Raw genomic sequence first — 19,135 nt, 5'->3', positions numbered from 1 at the left:
GGCCATGCACGTCTGCTTCGTCTGCACCGGCAACATCTGCCGCTCCCCGATGGCCGCGCTGGTGTTCGCCGAGCACCTGCGGCGCGCCGGGCTCGACCACGTGCGGGTCACCAGCGCGGGCACCGGCGACTGGCACGTCGGCGACGCCGCGGACCCGAGGACGCAGCACGTCCTCGCCCGCGCGGGCTATCCGACCGCGCACGTCGCGGCGCAGCTCGACGACGACCACCTGGGCGCGGACCTGCTGGTCGCGCTCGACCAGGGGCACGCGCGGGCGCTGCGGCGGCGGGTCGGGCCGGAGCGGGTGCGGCTGCTGCGCGAGTTCGACCCGGCGGCGGACGGCCTGGACGTGCCCGACCCGTACTACGGCGGCGCGGAGGGCTTCGACGAGGTGCTGGCGATGGTGGAGGCGGCCTGTCCGGGCCTGCTGGACTGGGTGCGGCGGCGGTGACCCCCGCCGAGGCCGTCGCCGAGTTGCTGCAGACACCGGTGGCCGGGGTCGTGGCGGTCGCGGCCGACGTCTTCGAGGTCGACCTGGCCGACGGCGACCTGGTGGTGGCCAAGCGGCACCACCGGCTCGGGCAGGCGGCGGCCGAGGTGGGCGGGCTGGCGTGGCTGGCCGAGGCGGCGGTGCCCGCGCCGGGCGTGCGGGCGGCCGACGAGACCTGGGTGGTCATGGACCAGGTCGAGCCCGGCCACCCGTCGGTCGACGCGGCCGTCGGGCTCGGGCGCGACCTCGCCCGGCTGCACGCCGCGGGCGCCGACGCGTTCGGGGACGGTCCGACCGCCGACGCCTGGATCGGGCAGGCGCCGATGGCGAACGTGCCGGGCCGGGACTGGCCGGGGTGGTACGCCGAGCACCGGCTGCTGCCCTACCTGCGCGCGGCCGTCGACGCGGGGTCGCTGCGCGATCCCGCGCCGGTGGAGGCGGTGTGCGGGCGGATCGGCGAGCTGGCCGGTCCGCCGGAGGCTCCTGCCCGCCTGCACGGGGACCTGTGGAGCGGCAACGTGCTGTGGGCTGCCGACGGCCGGGCCTGGCTGATCGACCCGGCGGCGCACGGCGGGCACCGGGAGACCGACCTGGCGATGCTGGCGCTGTTCGGTTGCCCACACCTGGACACCGTGATCGCCGCCTACGAGGAGGTCTCGCCGCTCGCCCCGGGGTGGCGCGCCCGCGTGCCGCTGCACCAGTTGTTCCCGCTCCTGGTGCACACCGTGCTCTTCGGCGCGGGGTACGCGCGGCAGACGGTGAGCGCCGCCCGGGCGGCGCTGTCCGGGTGAGCCTGACCTACCGTGGAGGCGTGCGGTTGAGGTTGCTGCTGCGGCCCGCATGGCTGCTGAGCGCGCTCGTGGTGATCACCTTCGCCACGGCGTGCTTCACGTTGCTCGCGCCCTGGCAGTTCGAGCGCCACGCCGAGCGGCAGGAGACCAACGCCGCGGTGCAGGCGTCCTTCGAGGCCACGCCGGTGCCGCTGACCGAGGTGCTCGCCGCCGACGCCGCGCCCAACCGAACGACGGAGTGGCGGCTGGTCACCGCGGTGGGCGAGTTCCTGCCCGACGAGGAGGCCGTCGCCCGGCTGCGGACCGTGCAGGGCGCGGCAGCCTTCGAGGTGCTGACCCCGTTCCGGCTGCTCGACGGCACCACGGTCCTCGTCGACCGCGGGTTCGTGCGGCCCGGCGAGGGCGTCAGCGTTCCCGACTTCGCCCCGCCGCCGACGGGCCAGGTGGAGATCACCGGCCGGGTGCGGGTGGGCGAGCGCGACTCGGAGAACCGGCCCGCGTTCACCGAGGGCGGGCACCTGCACGTGTACTCGATCGACCCCCAGGTCGTGCTGCCGGGCAGCCGCCCCGGCTACGTGCAGCTGGAGGCGGGGTCGCCGGGTGTGCTCGGGCCGCTGCCCCTGCCGCAGCTGGAGGCCGGGCCGTCCTTCTCCTACGCCCTGCAGTGGATCGCGTTCGGCGCGATGACGCTGATCGGGCTGGTCTACTTCACCTGGCGGGAGATCAAGCCGGGCGGCGCGCTCGACAAACCGAGGCGCAAGTCGGTGGCCGAGATCCTGGCCGAGGACGAGGACGCTACCGCCGCAGCAGCCCGATAAGGGCCGCCAGGCCCGCGGCCAGCCACCCCACCACGCGCGAGAGCTCCACCGCCCTGGTCACGTGCCCGGCGTCGGGCATCCGGCCGTCGCCGAGGACCGGGCGGTCCTCCACGCCATAGGGATAGACAGTGCGGCCGCCGAGCCGGACCTCCAGCGCGCCCGCGAACGCGGCCTCGACCCGTCCGGCGTTGGGGCTCGGGTGGGCGGCGGCGTCGCGCTGCCAGGCCACCCACGCGCTGCGGCGGTTGCCGCCGACGACAGGCGCGCCCGCGACCGTCAGCCCGGCGGCGACGCGCGCGGGCACGAAGTTGGCGGCGTCGTCCAGCCGCGCCGATGCCCAGCCGAACCGGCGGTAGCGCGGTGAGCGGTGGCCGACCATCGCGTCCATGGTGTTGATCGCGCGGTAGCCCAGCAGGCCGGGCACGCCCGCGACCGCGCCCCACAGCAGCGGCGCGACGATCGCGTCGGAGGTGTTCTCGGCCACCGACTCCACGGCGGCGCGCGCCATGGCCGGGCCGTCGAGGCGCTCGGGGTCGCGCCCGCAGAGGGCCGGGATGCGCTCGCGGGCGCGCTCCAGCTCGCCCGCGTCCAAATGGCGGCCGATCACGGTGCCCTCGGCGGCCAGCGACCGCCCGCCCAGCACGACCCAGGTGGCCAGCGCCGTCGACAGCATCCGCAGCACCGGCCGCTTGCGGCCCGCCCGCTCGACGGCGACGCCGAGGCCGATCACCGTGCCCGCGAGCGCGGCGGTGTAGGCGACGCCCGCCGCGGGGTGGTCGCGGTGGACGGCCTTCTCGACCAGGCCCGCGACCCTGCCGAACGCGGCCACCGGGTGCCCCCTGCGCGGATCGCCGAGCGCGGCGTCCGCGGCGGCCCCCAGCAGCAGTCCGATCGCACGCGGTGCGGGCACGCGTTCCTCCCTGACCGTGGTTCCCCCTGGAGAGGGAACCGTATCGCGGCGGCGCGGGCAGGCTGCGCGGGTGTCGGGCGGTCGGACTATCGTCGTCGGGCGTGGAGCCACAGCAGGAGACCGACCCCGAACGCAGGCTCCAGCTCTACGCCTACCTGCAGCCACGCGAGCATCACCGGACGTATCTGGCGATCATGCGGCTGTTCACCTCGACCCTGCTGGCCGACCTGTCGGCGGGCGAGGTGTCCGCGGCGCTGGCCTCCGCCGAGCGCGAGGGCCGCATCGACATCGGCGAGTCGCACATCGACGTGGTGATCCCCCGGCTGCGGCAGCTGGTCGAGTGGGGCAACCTCGTGCTGGGCCGCCGGGAGACGATCGCGTCGAGCATCGCCGAGTTCCAGCAGGGCAGCATGCGCTACCAGGTCGGCAAGCTGGCCGTGCGCGTGCAGCGCGACGTCGACGCGCTGCTGCGGGTGCCCGAGGGCGCGCGCGAGGTGTCCCGCGAACTGCTGCCCGCGATCGAGCGCGGGCTGGCCGAGCTCGGCGAGACGCTGGCGGTGGCCACGGCCCGCGCCCAGGCCGATCCGCGCTCGCTGCCCGCGCGCCGGGCCAGGGAGCAGCTGGCCGAGCGGGTGACGACGCTGTTCCTGCAGCACGCCGAGCTCGCCGCGACCGTGCGCGACTTCTACGCCTACCTCGGCCAGATCCTCACCCGCAACCACCTGGCCCCCGACGAGATCTCCGGGTTCCGCAACCTGCTGGTCGAGTACATCCAGGTCGTCGTCGAGGACGTGCTGCGGCACACCCCGGCGATCGCGACCGCGCTGGCGACCCTGAAGCCCGCGCGCGGCGAGCTGTTGCGCCTGCTGAGCCCGGACGAGCCGCTGAGCCCCACGATGGAGCGCACGCGCGGCCGCACCGAGGCCGACTGGCAGGAGCTGGCCGACTGGTTCGCCGACCGCCCCGGCCACCCCAGCCAGGTCACCGCGCTGCGCGAGGCCACGACGCGGGCCATCGGCGCGCTGCTGGCCACCGTGCGCAGGGCGACGACCGGCGGCGGCCTGCTGCCGAGCCGCCGCGGCGAGCTGGTGCGGCTCGCGGCCTGGTTCGACGCCGCCGACGCCCGGACCGCGCACGACCTCTACGCCGCCGCTTTCGGCCTGTACTCCGCGCGCAACCTGCTGCCCGCCCCTGAGCACGACGCAGACGACGAGCACACGCCCTGGGCGGACGGCCCGGCGATCGAGGTGTCGGTGAGCGTGCGCGGGCGCGGCGACCGGGGCGCGCGCGGGCGGCCGTCGCGGATCATGGACGACCCGATCACCGAGCAGGGCCTGCTCGCCCAGGCCCGCGCCGCCGACGAGCTGCGCGAGGCCGCCTCGGCCGAGCTCGCCGCGGCGGCGCGGGACATCGAGGCGGCCGTGCTGTCCAAGCAGGCGCTGAGCGCGTTGTGCGAGCTGCTGACGCTGGCGATGGCGCAGCGGGAGAGCGCGGAGGACGCGGGCGAGGCCACCGACCAGGTGCGCGGCCTGACGCTCACGCTCACCCCGGCGCCCGGGCGGGTCACCCGCATCCGCAGCCGGGGCGGGGCGCTGACCCTGCGCGACACCGCGCTGGCGATCAGCCGGGCGGGGGCGTGATGCGCACCCGCGGTCCCCGCGTGCTCGACACCGTCCTGGGCGAGCTGTCCGACATCGATGCGGCGAACGTCGCCCGCTGCGCGCGCGTGCTGCTGCGCCATCCGCTGCTGCGGCCGGGCGGTCCGGACGGCGACATGCTTCCGCTGGTCTACCGCTACCGCGTCCCGCTGCAGGAGATGTTCGCCGCGCTGCTGGGGTACCGGCTGGTCGTGCAGCGCCGGTTCGCGCGCCTGCACAAGCCGGGCCCGGGCGCCGGGGCGCACCGGGGCGAGCCGGGCATGACGCCCCGGGCGTACGCCTACCTGTGCCTGGTGATGGCCGCGCTGACCGGCGTGGGGCGGCAGGTGCTGCTGTCGCGGCTGGTCGCCGACGTGCGCGCGGCCGGGAGCGAGGCGGGCCTGGCGGTGGCCGACGACCTCGCCGACCGGCGGGCGCTCACCGCTGCCCTGCGGCACCTGATCGCGCTGGGCGTGATCACCGAGACCGACGGCACGGTGGCGGGCGCGGAGGCGCTGATCACCATCGACACGGACCTGCTCGGCCAGCTGCTCGCCGGCCGGCCCGCCGAGGCGGCGTCCGGGGAGGAGCTGATCGCCCAGGCGTCCGCCGCCGCGACCCCGGACCACGCCGTGCGCCGCAGGCTGGTCGAGTACCCGGTCACCCTGCACAGCGCCCTCCCGCCCGAGCACCGCGACTGGCTGCTGCGCAACCAGCGCCGCGAGTCGGTGCTGCTGGAGCGCTGCTTCGGACTGGTCACCGAGATCCGCGCCGAGGGCGTGGCGGTCACCGACCCGGAGGAGTACCTGACCGACGTCGTCTTCCCCGGCACCGGCACGGTCGCGCGGATCGCGCTGCTCGCGCTTCCCGAGTTGCTCGACGGCGGACGCCGCCCGGACGGCCGCGTGCCGGTGACCCGGGTGCGCCTGCGCGTGGTGTGCGACCGGCTGGTGGATGATTTCCCCTCGGCGTGGTCGCGGCAGGCCACCGAGGACATGGCCGCGCTGGTGTCCGACGTCGGCGACCTGCTGGCCCGGCTCGGCCTGGCCGAGCCGGACGGCGACGGCTGGCTGCTCAGCCCGGCGGGGCACCGCTGGCTGCCCCGGCCGGACGACACCCCGGGCCGCGTGCCCGACCCGGCTCCGGCGGCCCCGGAACCCGGCTGGTCCCTGTTCGACACCGACGAGGAAGGAACACCGTGACCGACTTCGGCCGGTGGCGGCTGCACCGGGGCGGGATCGTCAACATCTGGCAGTACCGGGAGCAGACGTTCGACTTCTCCGGCGGGCGCGCGGTGTTCCAGGGCACCAACGGCTCCGGCAAGTCCCGCACGCTGGAACTGCTGCTGCCGCTGTGCCTCGACGGCGACCTGCGCTACCTGGGCTCCAAGGGCGCGGGCACGGTGTCGATCCGCCGCCTCATGCTCGACGACTACGACGGCGGCCCCAACCGCATCGGCTACGCCTGGATCGAGCTGCGCCGCGAGTCCGGGACCGGTGAGGAGTTCCTGACCTGCGGCATCGGCGTCAAGGCCTCGGCGACGTCGCAGGCGATCAGCGACTCGTGGCGGTTCGTCACGCCGTCGCGGGTGGGCACGCACTTCCAGCTCGTCTCCGCCGACCGGGTCCCGCTGGGGCCCGCCGCGCTGCGCGACGTGCTCGGCGCGGACCGGATGTACGACGAGGCCGGGTTCCGCGCCCGCGTCGCCGAGGAGGTCTACGGCGTCCCGGCCGCCCGCTACGGCGACCTGCTGCACCTGCAGCGCACGCTGCGCAACCCCGACATCGGGCTGAAGGTGCAGGACGGGCAGCTGGAGCAGATCCTGTCCGACGCGCTGCCGCCGCTGGAGGCGGGCGTGGTCGAGCAGCTGGCGACCTCGTTCGAGGACCTGGAGTCGATCCGGGAGAACATCGGCAGGCTCGGCACGGCGGACGCGGCGATGAGCGCGTTCCTCACCGGCTACTCCGGTTACGCTCTCAACGCTCTGCACGCCGCCGGTGAGCGTGCGAACGCCGCGCGCCGCGCCCTGGACAACGCGCGTGCCGAGATCGACAAGCTGGCGACGCGGTCCGGGCAGGACGAGGCGAGGCACGCCGAGGCCGAGGAGCGGGTCCGGGTCCTGGAGGAGCGCGAGGCCGAGCTGGAGTCGGCCATCGAGACCCTCCAGGCGTTGCCCGCCTACCAGGGCCTGCGCGACCTGCGGGACCGGGAGAAGCTCGTCGAGCGCACCCGCGAGGCGGCGAGCAGCGCGCTGGACAACGCCGCCGTGCGCCGCAACCACACCGACCGCGCGGTGGAGACCGTGCTGACCGTGCTGCGCAGGCTCGGCGATGACCTGGCCGACGCGAGCGCGCTCGCGGAGTCCACATCGGACGGACTGGCGGCCGCGGGCCTCGATCCCCGGCTGTGCCCGGCGGTGCCCGCGGCGCCGGAGGCGACCACGACGACGGTCGTCGACCGGGTGCGCGCCAAGCCGGACCCGGAGGCCGAGCCGCTGGAGGTGCAGCGCAGGCTGCCGCCGTCGGTCGCGCCGGACGCGCTGACCACCGCGCTGTCCGAGGCCGCGGCCCGCGCCGACGAGGTCGGCGGCGTGGTGGCGCAGCGGGCGGCGTTGGCGATGACCCTGCACGAGCGGGCGCTGATGCTCGACCGCGACCGGCTGGCGCTGGACGCTGGCCGGGCGGCAGCGCGCGACGCGCAGATCGAGGCGACGGAGTCGGCGGGGCGGCGCAACGAGGCCCGGCAGCGCTTCGGCGTGGCCGCCGAGGTGTGGTGCGAGCAGGTGCTGGCCTGGACCAAGGCCGGGCCGTTCGCCGACGAGCACGCCCCGCGCCCGCCGATGCCGCCGACCCCCGACGACGTGCTCGCCGACCCCGACGTGGCCCGCGCGGCCCGCGACGCCATGCGCCAGTGGGCGGCTCCGCACCTCGCGGGGCTGCGGCAGCGCGCGGCGGCGGCCCGACAGGGCGTGGACGCGCTGGAGGCCGCGATCGCCTCGGCCGAGGCGCGCACGATCGAGCTGCGCAAGGGCGTCGACCCGGTGCCGCCGGGCATCGAGCACGACCCGTCGACGGGCGCGCCGTTCTACCGGCTCGTGGACTTCACCGCGGGGCTGGACGAGGGTGAACGGGCCGGGCTCGAGGCGGCGCTGCAGGCCAGCGGGCTGTTGACGGCGTGGGTGACCGTCGACGGGACCGCGCGCAGCATGGACGGGATCGTCGCGGCGCCGGGGCGTCCCGCGGTCGAGCCGCTGGCGGCGGCGCTGGCGCCCGCGGTGGAGCCGGACTCGCCGGTGTCGGCGCAGACCGTGGCGGCTTTGCTGATGTCGGTGTCGTATGGGGGTGACCACGAGGGCCTGACCGTGTGGCCGGACGGGACGTGGCGCGCGGGCGTGCTGCACGGGACGTCGGCCAAGCCGGACGCCGAGTACGTCGGCGCAGGGGCGCGGAGGGCTGCGCGCGAGCGGGCGGGCGCGGAGCTCTCCGCCGAACTGGAGCGGCTGCGCTCGGCGTTGGCCGAGGCGGAGGCCGAGCTGCGCGCCCACACCGACGCCGTCGCCGTGTGGGACGGCCACCTCGACGCCTTCCCCGACGACCGGGAGCTGATCGGGGCCCGGGTCAGCGCGGACGAGACGCACCGGCAGGCGGCGGAGGCAGCCGCGCGCGCCGAGCAGCGGCGGGCCGACCACACCGCGGCCGACGGCCGGATCAGGGCGGCCGAGGCCGAACTGGCCCGGGACGCGGGCGCGGCGGGACTGGCCACCGACACCGAGACGCTGCGCGCCGCGCACCGCTCGGCCGCGGGCCTGCGCGACCTGGCCGCGAGCCTGCGCGACGCGCTGGGACGGCGGTGCACGGCGACCGTCCGCGACCTCGCCGACGCGCTGCACGACTACCACGCCGCGGTCGCCGACCGGGAGTCCGCCGAGGCGGTGGCCGACGAGCAGTGCGTCGAGTTCCACCGCGAGGCCGCCGCGCTGGCCGAGCTGACCTCCGCGGTCGGCGGGGAGGCCGAGCGGGTGCAGGGCCAGCTCGCGGAGCTGGATCGGGAGCGCAAGGCCGTGCGGGAGCAACTGCCCGCGGCGCGGCGCGCGGCCAACGAGGTGTCGAACCAGGTCGTCAAGACGCAGACGCTGCTGGAGACGCGGACCGCCGAGATCGACGGCAAGGCCGCGGCGGCCGCGGCGGCGGCGCGCGCGTTCGGCGAGGCGCTGGCCGCGCCGGGGGTGTGGGCGGCCGCGGTCGACGTGGAGCGGCCGGAGTCCGATGTGGACGCCTTCGCGGTGCTGGCCGAGGCCGTGGCTGCGTCGAAGCGGCTGCCGGGCGAGGACACCGTGCTGACCAAGCTGCAGACGCTGCAGGCGGCCCTTGCGGGTACGCACAACGTCGCGCCCGAGCGGCACGCGGGCATCCTGACGGTCGTGGTGTCGGCCGAGGACGGGCCCGCGCCGGTCGCCGTCGCCGCGCGGCGGGTGGCGGCCGACCTGGCCGAGCGGCGGGACTTCCTCACCGAGCGCTACCAGGGGATCTTCGCCCTGCACCTGGTGCGGGAGCTGGCCGAGCGGCTGGCGGCGCAGATCGCCGTCGCCGAGGACCTGACCCGGCGCATGAACGAGGTGCTGGAGACGGCGCGGTCCAGCCAGGGCGTGCACGTGCGCCTGGAGTGGCAGCCTGCGCCGTGGCTCGACGAGTCCACACTGGAGGGTCTGCGGCTGCTGCGCACGCCGTTCGCCCAGCGCACGCCGGAGCAGGACGCGCGGTTGCAGCAGGTGTTCACCGAGCGCATCGAGGCCGAGCGGGACTCGGCGTCGGCGGGCTTCGGGGAGATCCTGGCGCGGGCGCTGGACTACCGGTCGTGGTACGCGTTCACGGTGCGGGTGCGGGACACGGGGCCGGACGGCAAGCCCCGGTCGCGGCGGTTGCGCCAGCTGTCCTCGGGCGAGACGCGGTTGATCTCGTACGTGACGCTGTTCGCGGCGGCGGCCGCGTTCTACGGGGCGATCAGCGCGGGCTCGGCGATGTCGCCGCTGCGCCTGGTGCTGCTGGACGAGGCGTTCGAGCGGCTGGACGACCCGACGATCGCCCGCATGCTGGGGCTGCTGGTGGACCTGGACATGGACTGGGTGATCACCTGGCCGAGCGGCTGGGGCGTGTCGGACCGCATCCCGCGCATGCACATCTACGACGTGCTGCGCCCGAAGTCCGGCCACGGCGTCGCGTGCACGCACACGACCTGGGACGGCGCGTCATTGGACCGAGATGACCCCTGATCCGCGCCGCCCCGAGTACGAGGCGCTGTGGCGCCAGGCCCGCAAGGCGGTGCAGCGCGGGCAGGTCAAGCTGGGCTACAAACCATCCACACCCGCCGCGACGGCCGCCGTCTCGGCGCTGTTCGGGCGTACGCTGGAACTCGGGGTCGGCACGACGATCCGGGTGGCGGATCTCGACGAGCGCGTCCAAGCGGTCTTCCATTGTGGACTGCCGGACGTGCTGAGCGCTGTGCACGGCGAACCGGTGGAGTTCCGCCCGGACCAGGCATCGGTCGACGCCGCCCGCCGGGAGTGGACGGACGACCTGCTGCGGTCCGCCCTGGCCTCAGCGGGCCTGGCCGCCGCCCCTTGGGCGCGGACGTGGATCGACCAGGTCCGCCGCTACGCCAAGATCGCCCCCGAACGCCTGGAGACCCCCGCCCGCCAGGCGGCGGCCGTGCTGGCCCGCCTGAACCTGAGCGCCACCCGCCCCACCACCTGGCTGTCCCGAGTCGAGCTCGCCCGCGCCGCGGGCGACCCCCACGCCCTGGACCCCGGCCGCAAGGTCGCCACCCTGGTCCTCCGCGCCGCCGCCCTCGCCCACGACGTCCCCCTCCCCCGCACCCGCCGCGACGAGACCCACCTCTGGGAACGCTGCGGCATCACCGACGGGGTGGGCCAGCCGGTCCTGGTCCACGGCTTCCCCGGCCTACCCGGCCCCACCCACCTCCCCCTACGCGCCCTTCCGCACGCCCCCAACGGCGCCGCCGATGGCGACAGTGATCGTGACGGCAACGTGCATGACGGCACCGCCCGCGACGGCGCCACTCACGAGGGCACTGCCCACGGCAACACCGCTCACGAGAGCATCGCGGACGCCACAGCCCAGACCGCCTCGCCGCTGCGCAACCTGCCCCACCCACCAGCCGAGGCGGTCCCGCACGGCGACCCCGGCCGCTCGGCCCCGAACGACCGGCCCACGCCTTCGACGGAACCCGGTCAAGACCACACCTCCAACCGGTCCGCCTCCGATCCGGCACCGCTCGCCTCAGCTAGCGGCGCCCACCAATTCCCGAGCCCCACAGGCCCCAACCCGGCCCCGCTCGCCTGGGCGAGCGGTATCGGCCCCGACGACTCCCCCAACCCGGCGGCCCCGTCCCGCGCTCCGGAAGGTGCGTTGTCGACGGGTGCCATCCATGACAGCTCCCCCGCCTCGGCGGTCGCGGTCCATGCGGCCGAGCGGGCGTCGGCTGGCGGGTCTCCCGGTTCTGCGGTCCCCGCTGGGTGGGGCTTGGTTGGGCTTCCGCGTGGGGTCGTGCGGGTGTGCATGCGGGCTCGGTTGGTGGAGGCGGTCGCGGATGCGGGGTTGGAGGTGCCGGTGGTGTGCGTGTCCGGCAGGCTCAACCCGACCGCGCGGGTGTTGGTGTCGCGGTTGGTGGCGGCGGGGTGTCAGGTGGAGGCGCACACCGACTTCGATCCGGCGGGGCTAGTGGTCATGCGGGAACTGCTCGCCCTGGGCGCTACTCCCTGGCGCATGGGCGCGGACGACTACCGCGAAGCGCTGGACCACGCTCGGGCCAACGACATCGAGCTCCCGGCGCTCGATGGTGATCCGGGTGGGACGCCGTGGGATCCCGACCTTCCGGCCGTTATGCGGGCGGGGTGGGCGGTTCCCGAGGAAGTCGTCACGGAGTTGTTGCTCAGCGATCTGTGAGGTCGGTGCTGAGCCAGTCGAGCAGGGCTGTCGCTTGGGCGTGTTGGAAGGCGCGGACCGTCGGGAGTCCTGGGGGTGGGGGCTGGCGCGCGGCGTCGGTGAAGAAGCCCGCCATGGCGGCCAGCACGGCGACCAGGTCGTCGCGGTTCGCGCAGTGGGTGACGGCTCGCTCGGTGAGGAGCGCGCTGACGTCGTGGCCGCCGTAGAGGCAGACGTTGATCAGCAGCATCGTGCTGTCCAACCAGGACGGTCCTCGGCAGGCCCAGGGCCAGTCCACGAAGGTCACTGCGTCGGCGATGAGGATGTTGTCGGCGCGGATGTCCATGTGGGTGAGCGTGTCGCCGTCTAGGGCGGCCAGCGCGCGGTCGGTGGCTGTGCGGAGAGTGCTCAGGTGGCGGGCGGCCCACGGGTGGAGGTCGTCGGGTGGGTTCTCCGCTATGCGGTGCCAACTGGTGAGGTCTTGGGTCAGTTGGGTGGCGACGGTGTCCAGGTTCGGCACGGGCGAAGGCGTCGCCTTAGCGGCGAACTCGTCCAACGCGGTGAGGACCGCTCGTAGTTCGTCCGGACGCCAGGGCGTGCTCGGGTGGCGGCCGTCGATGTCCTGGAAGACCAGGACCACCCAGTCGCCGTCGTCGTGGTGGCCGAGCAGGGTGGGCACGGGCGCCCAGTCCGGCATCGCGGACGTCACCCGGGCTTCACGGCGGTGCAGGCTCGGGCTGTGCTCGTTCAACGCCGAACCGACGGCCTTGACGAACGCGCGCACGCCACCGGCGGTCCGCACGCGGTCCGCGGTGCCCGGCGAGAATCCGCCCGCCTGCGACACGGCCTCGACGACGGTGTCGCCCAGGATCGTCTCGACGGCATGGCGAACGTGGGCTGGAAGCTGTGTCCAGCCGATCCGCACGCCCGATGCCGTGGCCATCACGGCGATGGTCGCATCGTGGACGTGCTCGGGGCATCCGGATATACCGGAACGAAGGGCGCCGACCCACTCGCCAGCCTACTGACGCCCCGGCCCCGCCGGAGGGGCCTGTGGACAACCGCGTGGCCCCGCCGCTGGGTGCGACGGGGCCACGCGGTCAACCGGGGTTCAGGGTCAGCCGACGGGGCGCGGCGCCAGGGCGACCTCGATGGTGTTGCCCGGACCGGAGGTCAGGGCGCTGATCAGGCTGTTCATCGATCCACAGCCCTGCAGGGCGGGGAGCGTGTACGTGCCCGTCAGGGTGCCACCGGCCAGCGGGTCGAAGTTGGGCTTCGACTGCAGCGGGATGGTCGCCGGGGTCTTCGTTTGGCAGTCCGCGCTCGTGCTGATCGGGAAGCCCATCATCGTGATGCGCGGCATCTTGACGGTGACCTTCGACGTCGACTTGAGCACGCCACCGGCCAGCGAGCCCGTGGTGCGGTCCGCCTGCGCGAACTCGATCTTCGCCGAGACCGGGATGAAGCCGAAGATGCGGAAGTTGCCGCTCGTCGGGTTCAGCGCCAGGTCGGCGGTGAAGGTGCCGGTCGCCAGGTCGAGCTCGGCGTCGATGCCGCCGCGGAGGTTGACCGTGCCGTTGGCCGCCTTGATCTTGGTCTTGCCGGTCAGGTCGTAGCCGTACTCGATGATGGTCGAGTCGCGCGGCTGGGTGCGCGCGGTGACCGTCGCCGAGGGGGCGGAGACGTTGCCCGCGGCGTCCTTGGCCACGACGGTGAAGGTGTACTCGGTGTCGGGGGTCAGGTTCGCCACCGTCGCCGAGGTGCCCGTCACCGACGCCACCACGGTGGTGCCGTTGAGGACGTCGTAGCCGGTCACGCCGACGTTGTCCTGCGCGACGTCCCAGGCCAGCGTGATGCTGGTCTGCGAGGCGCCCGTCGAGCGCGGGTTGCCCGGGGCCGACGGCGCGACCGTGTCCGGCGCCTTGGCGGTGCGGGCGGTCAGCGCGGCGCTCGCCGCGGAGGTGTTGCCCGCGGCGTCGCGCGCCACGACCGTGAAGGTGTACTCGGTGTCGGGCTCGAGGCCCTCGACCAGCTTCGACGTGCCGGTCACCGTGCCCAGGGACGTGGCGCCCCGGAAGACCTCGTACTCGGTGACGCCGACGTTGTCGTCCGCGGCGTCCCAGGCCAGCGCGATGCTGGTCGGGGTGGTGTCCGCGGCGCGCAGGTTGGCGGGCGCGTCCGGCGCCTGCGTGTCGGGCGCGGGCTCGGTGCGGGTGTCGACCTGGTTGCTGGCCGCGGAGGTGTTGCCCGCGGCGTCCTTGGCGACCACGGTGAACGAGTACACCGTGTCCGGCTGCAGACCGTCCACAGTGGCGCTCGTGCCGGTCACGCTCTTGACGACGTCGCCGCCAGAGAGCACCTCGTAGCCCGCGACGCCCACGTTGTCGATCGAGCCCTGCCAGCTCAGCGAGATGCTGGACTGGGTCCGCTCGGTGACGGTCAGGCCGGACGGCGGGGTCGGGCCCTCGGTGTCCGGGACGTCCTCGGTGCGCACGGTCACCGGGCCGCCCGCGGCGGAGGTGTTGCCCGCGGCGTCCTTCGCCACGACGGTGAAGGTGTACTCGGTGGAGGCCGACAGGCCGGTGATCGTGGTCGACGTCTCCGCGACCTCGACCGACTCGGAGCCGTAGGTCACCACGTAGCCGGTGACGGCGACGTTGTCCGAGGACGCGTCCCAGGCCAGGCCGACGCTGTCCTGCGAGGCGCCGGTGGCGCGCAGGTTGCCCGGCGTGGTGGGGGCCTCGGTGTCCGGCGCGGCCAGGGTGCGCACGGTGACGCCCGGGCTCTCGGCGGAGGTGTTGCCCGCGGCGTCCTTGGCCACCACGGTGAAGGTGTACTCGCGGTCGGCGGTCAGGCCGCTGACCGTGGCCGACGCGCCGGTCGAGCTGGCGACGACGGAGCCGCCGGACAGCACGTCGTAGCCGGTGACCGCGACGTTGTCGCTGGAGGCGGGCCAGGACAGGTCGACGCTGGTCTGGCCGATGTTCGCCGCGACCGGGGCGCCCGGGACCGTCGGGGCCTGAGTGTCCGGGGCCGCCAGCGTGCGGGCGGTGACCGGCGCCGACTCGGCGGAGGTGTTGCCCGCGGCGTCCTTGGCCACGACGGTGAAGGTGTGCTCGGAGTCGGGCTCCAGGCCGTCGACGACGGCCTCGGTGCCGGTCACGCTCTTGACGACAGCGCCGCCGGAGAGCACGTCGTAGCCGGTGACGCCGACGTTGTCGGTGGCGGCGGCCCAGGACAGCGCGATGCTGTTCTGGGTGATCTCACCGGCGGCCGGGGCGCCGGGGGCCGAGGGGGCCTCGGTGTCGGCGGGCGCGGTCACGGTGAAGGTGTGCAGCACGGTGGTCTGGCCCGCGGTCGGCGTGCAGTCCGCGACGAAGGTGCCCAGGCCGGTCTCGGTGCCGTCGGCCCGGCGCGGGGTCATGGTCAGCACCAGGTCGTGCACCGACAGGGTCGCGGTGCCCGGCTCGTCGAAGCGCAGCGCGGGAGCGGACCCGGCGGCGTTGACGATCAGGTCGTTGCCCACGGCGGGGATGGTCTGCTTCGGCACGTCGGTGCCCACGGCGACGGCGAGGTGGCCCTGCGGCGACTTCACCAGCGAGGTGGCGACGGCCTTGCCTTCCACCGTTTCCGCGCCGACCAGGCGTAGACCCTGGGTGGCTGTCGCGCCCGCGTTGGACACGGCGCTGATGTTGATCGCCGGGGTGAACGTGCCCGCGGCGATCTCGGTCGGCAGGTCCGCGCTGATGTCGACGGTGACGTTCTGGTTGCCGATCAGCGGGAACGGGCAGGTGTAGGTCTGGCGCAGCGGCGGCGTGTTGCCCACGCCCAGCGGCTCCTCGGGCGTCACGGCGGCGCCGGTCACCTGGTAGGTGTGCAGGACGGTGTCCTGGCCGTCGGTCGGCGTGCAGTCGGCGACGAAGGTGCCCAGGTCGGTGGGGGTGCCGTCGGCGCGCAGCGGCGTCATCTCCAGCACGATGTCGGTGACTTCGAGCGAGGCGCTGCCGGGCTCGTCGAACCGCAGGCCCGGGGCGCTGCCGGTGGCGTTGAGGACGAGGTCGTTGCCCACGGCGGGGATGGGCTGGTTGGGCACCTGGGTGGTGACCTGGACGGTCTGGTCGCCCTGGCCGCCCGGACCCCGGACGGTGGAGGTGGCGCGCGCGACGCCCTGGATGGTCTCCGCGCCCACGAGGCGCAGGCCCTGGGTGGCGGTGGCGCCCGCGTTGGAGACGGCCGTGATGTCCAGCGCCGGGGTGAAGGCCCCCGCGGCGATGGTGTCGGGCTGCTCGGTGCGGATGTCGATGGTGACGGTCTGGTTGCCGATCAGCGGGAAGGGGCACGAGTAGCTCTGGGTGAGCTCCCCCTGCGCGGCCGAGCTCATGCCCGAGCCGATCACGAGACCGGCGACCACCAGCGCGGCGGTCCCCGCCGCGGTGATCGCCAATCTCCGGGTTTCTCTCTTGAGTCTCACGGTCATCCTCCCTGGCGCCGAGCACGCGCCAGAAATAGGGTCGGGGCGAAATACGTGTTACGGACACGCTACGGATCGCCAAATTAACGACCGGGGACACCGGGGCACAAGAGCCGGGAATACCGGCGGTGGATCAGGCGGCGAAATTGTCATGGACAGCCAATTCCACTCTACGGTGATTGCACTGTGGAGACACCCGTATCGGCTGGTCAGAGCAACATCAGCGGGAAGAGGCACGCGCTGTGGACGACAAGTGACAGCGGGTCGGCGAATAGGCCGGACGGCGCAATTGACGATTAGTCCGTCAGTCGGTAATTAGCACAAGTTGAGCACGGGGTGGAGATCGTTTTATCACGGGGTGCGCAACTTTTTCGGAGCATTTCCGGGCAGTGACGACCCGGTTCCGAAACGGTCAGGCCAGCGCCCAGCCCGCCAGCATCTGCCCGGCGATGGAGGTGGCGCCCGGCAGCCGCAGGCCGGGGATCTCGCCCCCGGCCTCCAGCGCGGCCAGCACCTCCTCGCGCGGCACCCAGCGGGCTTCCTCGATCTCGCCGTCGGCAAGGCGCAGCGGCGCGTCCGGGTCGGCCTCGGCGGCGAAGGCGATCATCACCGAGCGCGGGAACGGCCACGGCTGGCTGCCGAGGTACCGGATGCCGCGCACGGCGACCCCGACCTCCTCGGCGATCTCCCGCTCGACGCACGCCTCCAGCGACTCCCCCGCCTCGACGAACCCGGCGAGCACCGAGTACCGCTCCGGCGGCCACACCGGCTGGCGGGCCAACAGCACCCGCTCACCGTTGACGCCGACGCCGTCGTGCACCAGACAGATGACGGCCGGGTCGGTGCGCGGGTACTCCTCGCGCCCACACCCGGTGCACTCCGACGCCCACCCCGCCGCGATCCGCCGCACCGCGGCCCCGCAGCAGGCACAGAACTTGGCGCGGTCATGCCACCCGCGCAGGGCGACGGCGGTGGTGAACAGGCCGGCGGCGGTGTCGTCGAGGAGCCCGCCGACGGCCCGCAGGTCGTGCCACTCCTCACCGGAGGTCGAGCGGACGCCCGGCCAGAGCCCCCACGAGTTGGGCGGGGGCACGGCTTCCCCGGTCATCGCCTCATCCGCAGGCACGGCCCAGTACCCGACGCCATCGAGCGTGCCGAGCAACACGGCATCGTCGGGCCGGTCGGCCTGGATGTCGGCGGCGGCCCGCAGGCTCAACGCCACCACACCCCGCTGCGGCGCCCCGATCCGTCCGGACGCGACCGAGGGCCGAGACTGCCCAAGCGACAGGGCCTTGACGGCCCCGGCGAGAGCCGGATCACTCACCCCACCGGAAGCCGGACCGGCCGCCTCCGCGAGCGCCGCACCGGAGGACCCGCCCCGGACCGGATCGGCTGGAGCCGAGCCAGCCGGAGCCGGGTTGGGCGGTGCCACCCCAGCCCCAGCCGGATCAGCCGGTGCCGAGCCAGCCAGGGGCGGGGTGGGTGGAGTTGGGGTGGGTGGTGTTCGGACTGGGGTGCGGCCCTTGGGGTCCACGAGGAGGACTTGGCCCTTGGACCACAGTTCGTCGAGGTGGGTGGGGGAGGTGCGGAGGGATTCGTCTCGTTCCAGGGTGGAGCGGGAGAGGGCGGGGACGTCCGCTAGGTCGAACGGGCGGGTCACCGCCACATCCCTTCTGTGCGTAGGGGCTGGGGGGTAAACGAATCAGGATTGGGTTACGCCGCCCAGGAGTTCGAGGTCGGGGAAGCCTGCGGGGTCGCCTACCACGACGCCGGTGAAGCGGGTGGGGGCGAAGAGGCGGGCGGCTTCGGCTACCTGGTCGGCGGTGACGGCCTTGATCCGCTCCGGGTGGTCGAGCAGCCACTCCAGGCCCAGGCCCAGGGGGGCCAGGCCGGACAGCTGGGAGGCCAGGCCCGCCTGGGACGCGGTGGAGGTCAGCAGCAGGCCGATGGCGTACTGGCGGACCGTCTCCACTTCGGACTCCGTGGGCGGGCTCAGCACCAGGCGGCCGAGTTCGTAGCGGATCTCGTGCAGGGCGCCTGCGGTCACCGCGCTGGCGGTGTCGGTCTCGACCAGCAGGGTGGCTCCGCTGGGCGTGAACTCCGAATAGGACCGCGCGTGGTAGGTGTAGCCCTTGTCCTCGCGGATGTTCTCCACCAGCCGGGAGGAGAAGAAGCCGCCGAAGGCGAGGTTGGCCAGCTGCAGGGCGGCGTAGCCGGGGTCGGTCCTGGGGATCGACTGGGCCGACAGCCGCAGCTGGGACTGCACGGCTCCGGGGCGGGGCACCAGCTTCAGCGCGCCCGGGGTCAGCTCCGGCAGCGGGGGCAGGACGGTGGCCGACCGGTCGGACGACCAGCCGCCGAGCGCGGCGTCGACGCGGGCGACGACGTCATCGGGGGCCAGATCGCCCACCACGACCAGGACCGAGCCGCGCGGGACGACGGCGTCGGCGTGCAGGGCGCGCACCTGGGCTGCCTCGATCCCGGCGACGTCCTCGGCCTCGGGCATCTCGCGGGTGAACGGGTGGTCGCCGTAGCGGTGCTTCTGCAGCGCCTTGCGGGCGATGACCCGCGGCTGCGAGCCCGCGACGGTGATCCGCTCGACGAGCCTGCCGCGCTCGCCCGCGACCTCGTCGTCGGCGTAGACCGCGCCGGTCAGCAGGTCGGCGAGGACGTCGAGCAGGGTGTCGAAGCCGTCGGCGAGGGAGTTGGCGGTGATGGAGAGCTGCTCGGGGTCCGCCGACGCCGACATCTCACCGCCCACCAGGGCCAGCTCGGTGTCGATGGCGACCCGGTCGCGGCGCTCCGTCCCCGTCAGCAGCGCGGCGGCCAGCACCTCGGCGCGCGCGGCGTGCAGCGGGTCGGCGCCCGCGAACGGGACGGACAGCCGCACCTCGACCATCGGCACAGTCGGATGCTGCACGGCGATCACCCGCAGGCCGGTGCCCAGCACGGTGTCGACCGCAGCCGGACGCGCGGGCGGGCGCTGCTCCCCCAGCGGGGGCAGCGGACGCGGGCCGAGCTCGGTGCGCCCGATCTCCTCTGCGGTACGGGTCACTGGGCTCCTCCTGCACAGCTGG

At 74.4% G+C, this 19,135-nt stretch carries 12 protein-coding genes; 7 read left to right on the top strand and 5 right to left on the bottom strand.

Features of this window, described 5'->3' with window-relative positions:
- The first annotated feature begins 4 nt into the window (after positions 1-4).
- The 3 genes from Actkin_RS04640 to Actkin_RS04630 are packed head-to-tail and all read left to right on the top strand — an operon-like array spanning position 5 to position 2,099.
- Entirely contained in the window at positions 5-451 is a 447-nt protein-coding gene (locus tag Actkin_RS04640) for a low molecular weight protein-tyrosine-phosphatase (RefSeq protein ID WP_189208233.1), read from the top strand.
- Entirely contained in the window at positions 448-1,281 is an 834-nt protein-coding gene (locus Actkin_RS04635) for a fructosamine kinase family protein (protein WP_258906087.1), read from the top strand. The genes Actkin_RS04640 and Actkin_RS04635 overlap by 4 nt, the downstream gene beginning before the upstream one ends.
- A 20-nt stretch (positions 1,282-1,301) precedes the next feature.
- On the top strand, positions 1,302-2,099 hold the full coding sequence (locus Actkin_RS04630) for an SURF1 family cytochrome oxidase biogenesis protein (RefSeq protein WP_258906085.1): 798 nt from the start codon (positions 1,302-1,304) through the stop codon (positions 2,097-2,099).
- On the opposite strand, the gene Actkin_RS04625 is transcribed toward Actkin_RS04630, so the two are convergent.
- Positions 2,077-3,009: a cobalamin biosynthesis protein gene (locus tag Actkin_RS04625; protein ID WP_189208235.1), complete on the bottom strand. Its 933-nt coding sequence runs from the start codon at positions 3,007-3,009 to the stop codon at positions 2,077-2,079. The genes Actkin_RS04630 and Actkin_RS04625 overlap by 23 nt on opposite strands.
- Before the next feature lie 101 nt (positions 3,010-3,110).
- Between Actkin_RS04625 and Actkin_RS04620 the strand changes: the two genes are divergently transcribed.
- Genes Actkin_RS04620 through Actkin_RS04605 form a run of 4 tightly spaced genes read left to right on the top strand, consistent with a single transcriptional unit; the run spans position 3,111 to position 11,608 of the window.
- Complete coding sequence (locus Actkin_RS04620; RefSeq protein WP_258906084.1) at positions 3,111-4,649, top strand: DUF2397 domain-containing protein; 1,539 nt, start codon at positions 3,111-3,113, stop codon at positions 4,647-4,649.
- Positions 4,649-5,848, top strand: coding sequence for a TIGR02678 family protein (locus Actkin_RS04615; protein WP_258906083.1), 1,200 nt, complete (start codon positions 4,649-4,651; stop codon positions 5,846-5,848). The genes Actkin_RS04620 and Actkin_RS04615 overlap by 1 nt, the downstream gene beginning before the upstream one ends.
- Complete coding sequence (locus Actkin_RS04610) at positions 5,845-9,915, top strand: TIGR02680 family protein (RefSeq protein ID WP_258906082.1); 4,071 nt, start codon at positions 5,845-5,847, stop codon at positions 9,913-9,915. The genes Actkin_RS04615 and Actkin_RS04610 overlap by 4 nt, the downstream gene beginning before the upstream one ends.
- Positions 9,905-11,608, top strand: coding sequence for a TIGR02679 domain-containing protein (locus Actkin_RS04605; protein WP_258906081.1), 1,704 nt, complete (start codon positions 9,905-9,907; stop codon positions 11,606-11,608). Before Actkin_RS04610 ends, Actkin_RS04605 begins: the two co-directional genes overlap by 11 nt.
- On the opposite strand, the gene Actkin_RS04600 is transcribed toward Actkin_RS04605, so the two are convergent.
- From Actkin_RS04600 to Actkin_RS04585, 4 genes are all read right to left on the bottom strand, one after another.
- Positions 11,595-12,530 (bottom strand): phosphotransferase, encoded by a 936-nt coding sequence (locus tag Actkin_RS04600; RefSeq protein WP_258906080.1) that lies wholly within the window; start codon positions 12,528-12,530, stop codon positions 11,595-11,597. The two genes, Actkin_RS04605 and Actkin_RS04600, sit on opposite strands and share 14 nt — an antisense overlap.
- A gap of 174 nt (positions 12,531-12,704) precedes the next feature.
- Complete coding sequence (locus Actkin_RS04595; RefSeq protein ID WP_258906079.1) at positions 12,705-16,058, bottom strand: fibronectin type III domain-containing protein; 3,354 nt, start codon at positions 16,056-16,058, stop codon at positions 12,705-12,707.
- Between the two features lie 412 nt (positions 16,059-16,470).
- Positions 16,471-17,346, bottom strand: coding sequence for an NAD(+) diphosphatase (gene nudC / locus Actkin_RS04590; RefSeq protein WP_396122977.1), 876 nt, complete (start codon positions 17,344-17,346; stop codon positions 16,471-16,473).
- Positions 17,347-17,760: 414 nt separating this feature from the next.
- Complete coding sequence (locus Actkin_RS04585; protein WP_189208242.1) at positions 17,761-19,113, bottom strand: M16 family metallopeptidase; 1,353 nt, start codon at positions 19,111-19,113, stop codon at positions 17,761-17,763.
- Between the last annotated feature and the right edge of the window lie 22 nt (positions 19,114-19,135).

It is taken from the genome of Actinokineospora sp. UTMC 2448, assembly GCF_024760565.1.
In the GTDB taxonomy this organism is placed as follows: Bacteria; Actinomycetota; Actinomycetes; order Mycobacteriales; family Pseudonocardiaceae; genus Actinokineospora; species Actinokineospora fastidiosa.
This window is presented reverse-complemented; position numbering and strand designations above follow the sequence as displayed.

What these genes read in the sequence shown, in the direction of transcription:
- Actkin_RS04640 (WP_189208233.1), top strand. Translation starts at nt 5, where the DNA reads ATGCACGTCTGCTTCGTCTGCACCGGCAACATCTGCCGCTCCCCGATG.
- Actkin_RS04615 (WP_258906083.1), top strand. Translation starts at nt 4,649, where the DNA reads ATGCGCACCCGCGGTCCCCGCGTGCTCGACACCGTCCTGGGCGAGCTG.
- Actkin_RS04605 (WP_258906081.1), top strand. Translation starts at nt 9,905, where the DNA reads ATGACCCCTGATCCGCGCCGCCCCGAGTACGAGGCGCTGTGGCGCCAG.
- Actkin_RS04600 (WP_258906080.1), bottom strand. Translation starts at nt 12,530, where the DNA reads ATGGCCACGGCATCGGGCGTGCGGATCGGCTGGACACAGCTTCCAGCC.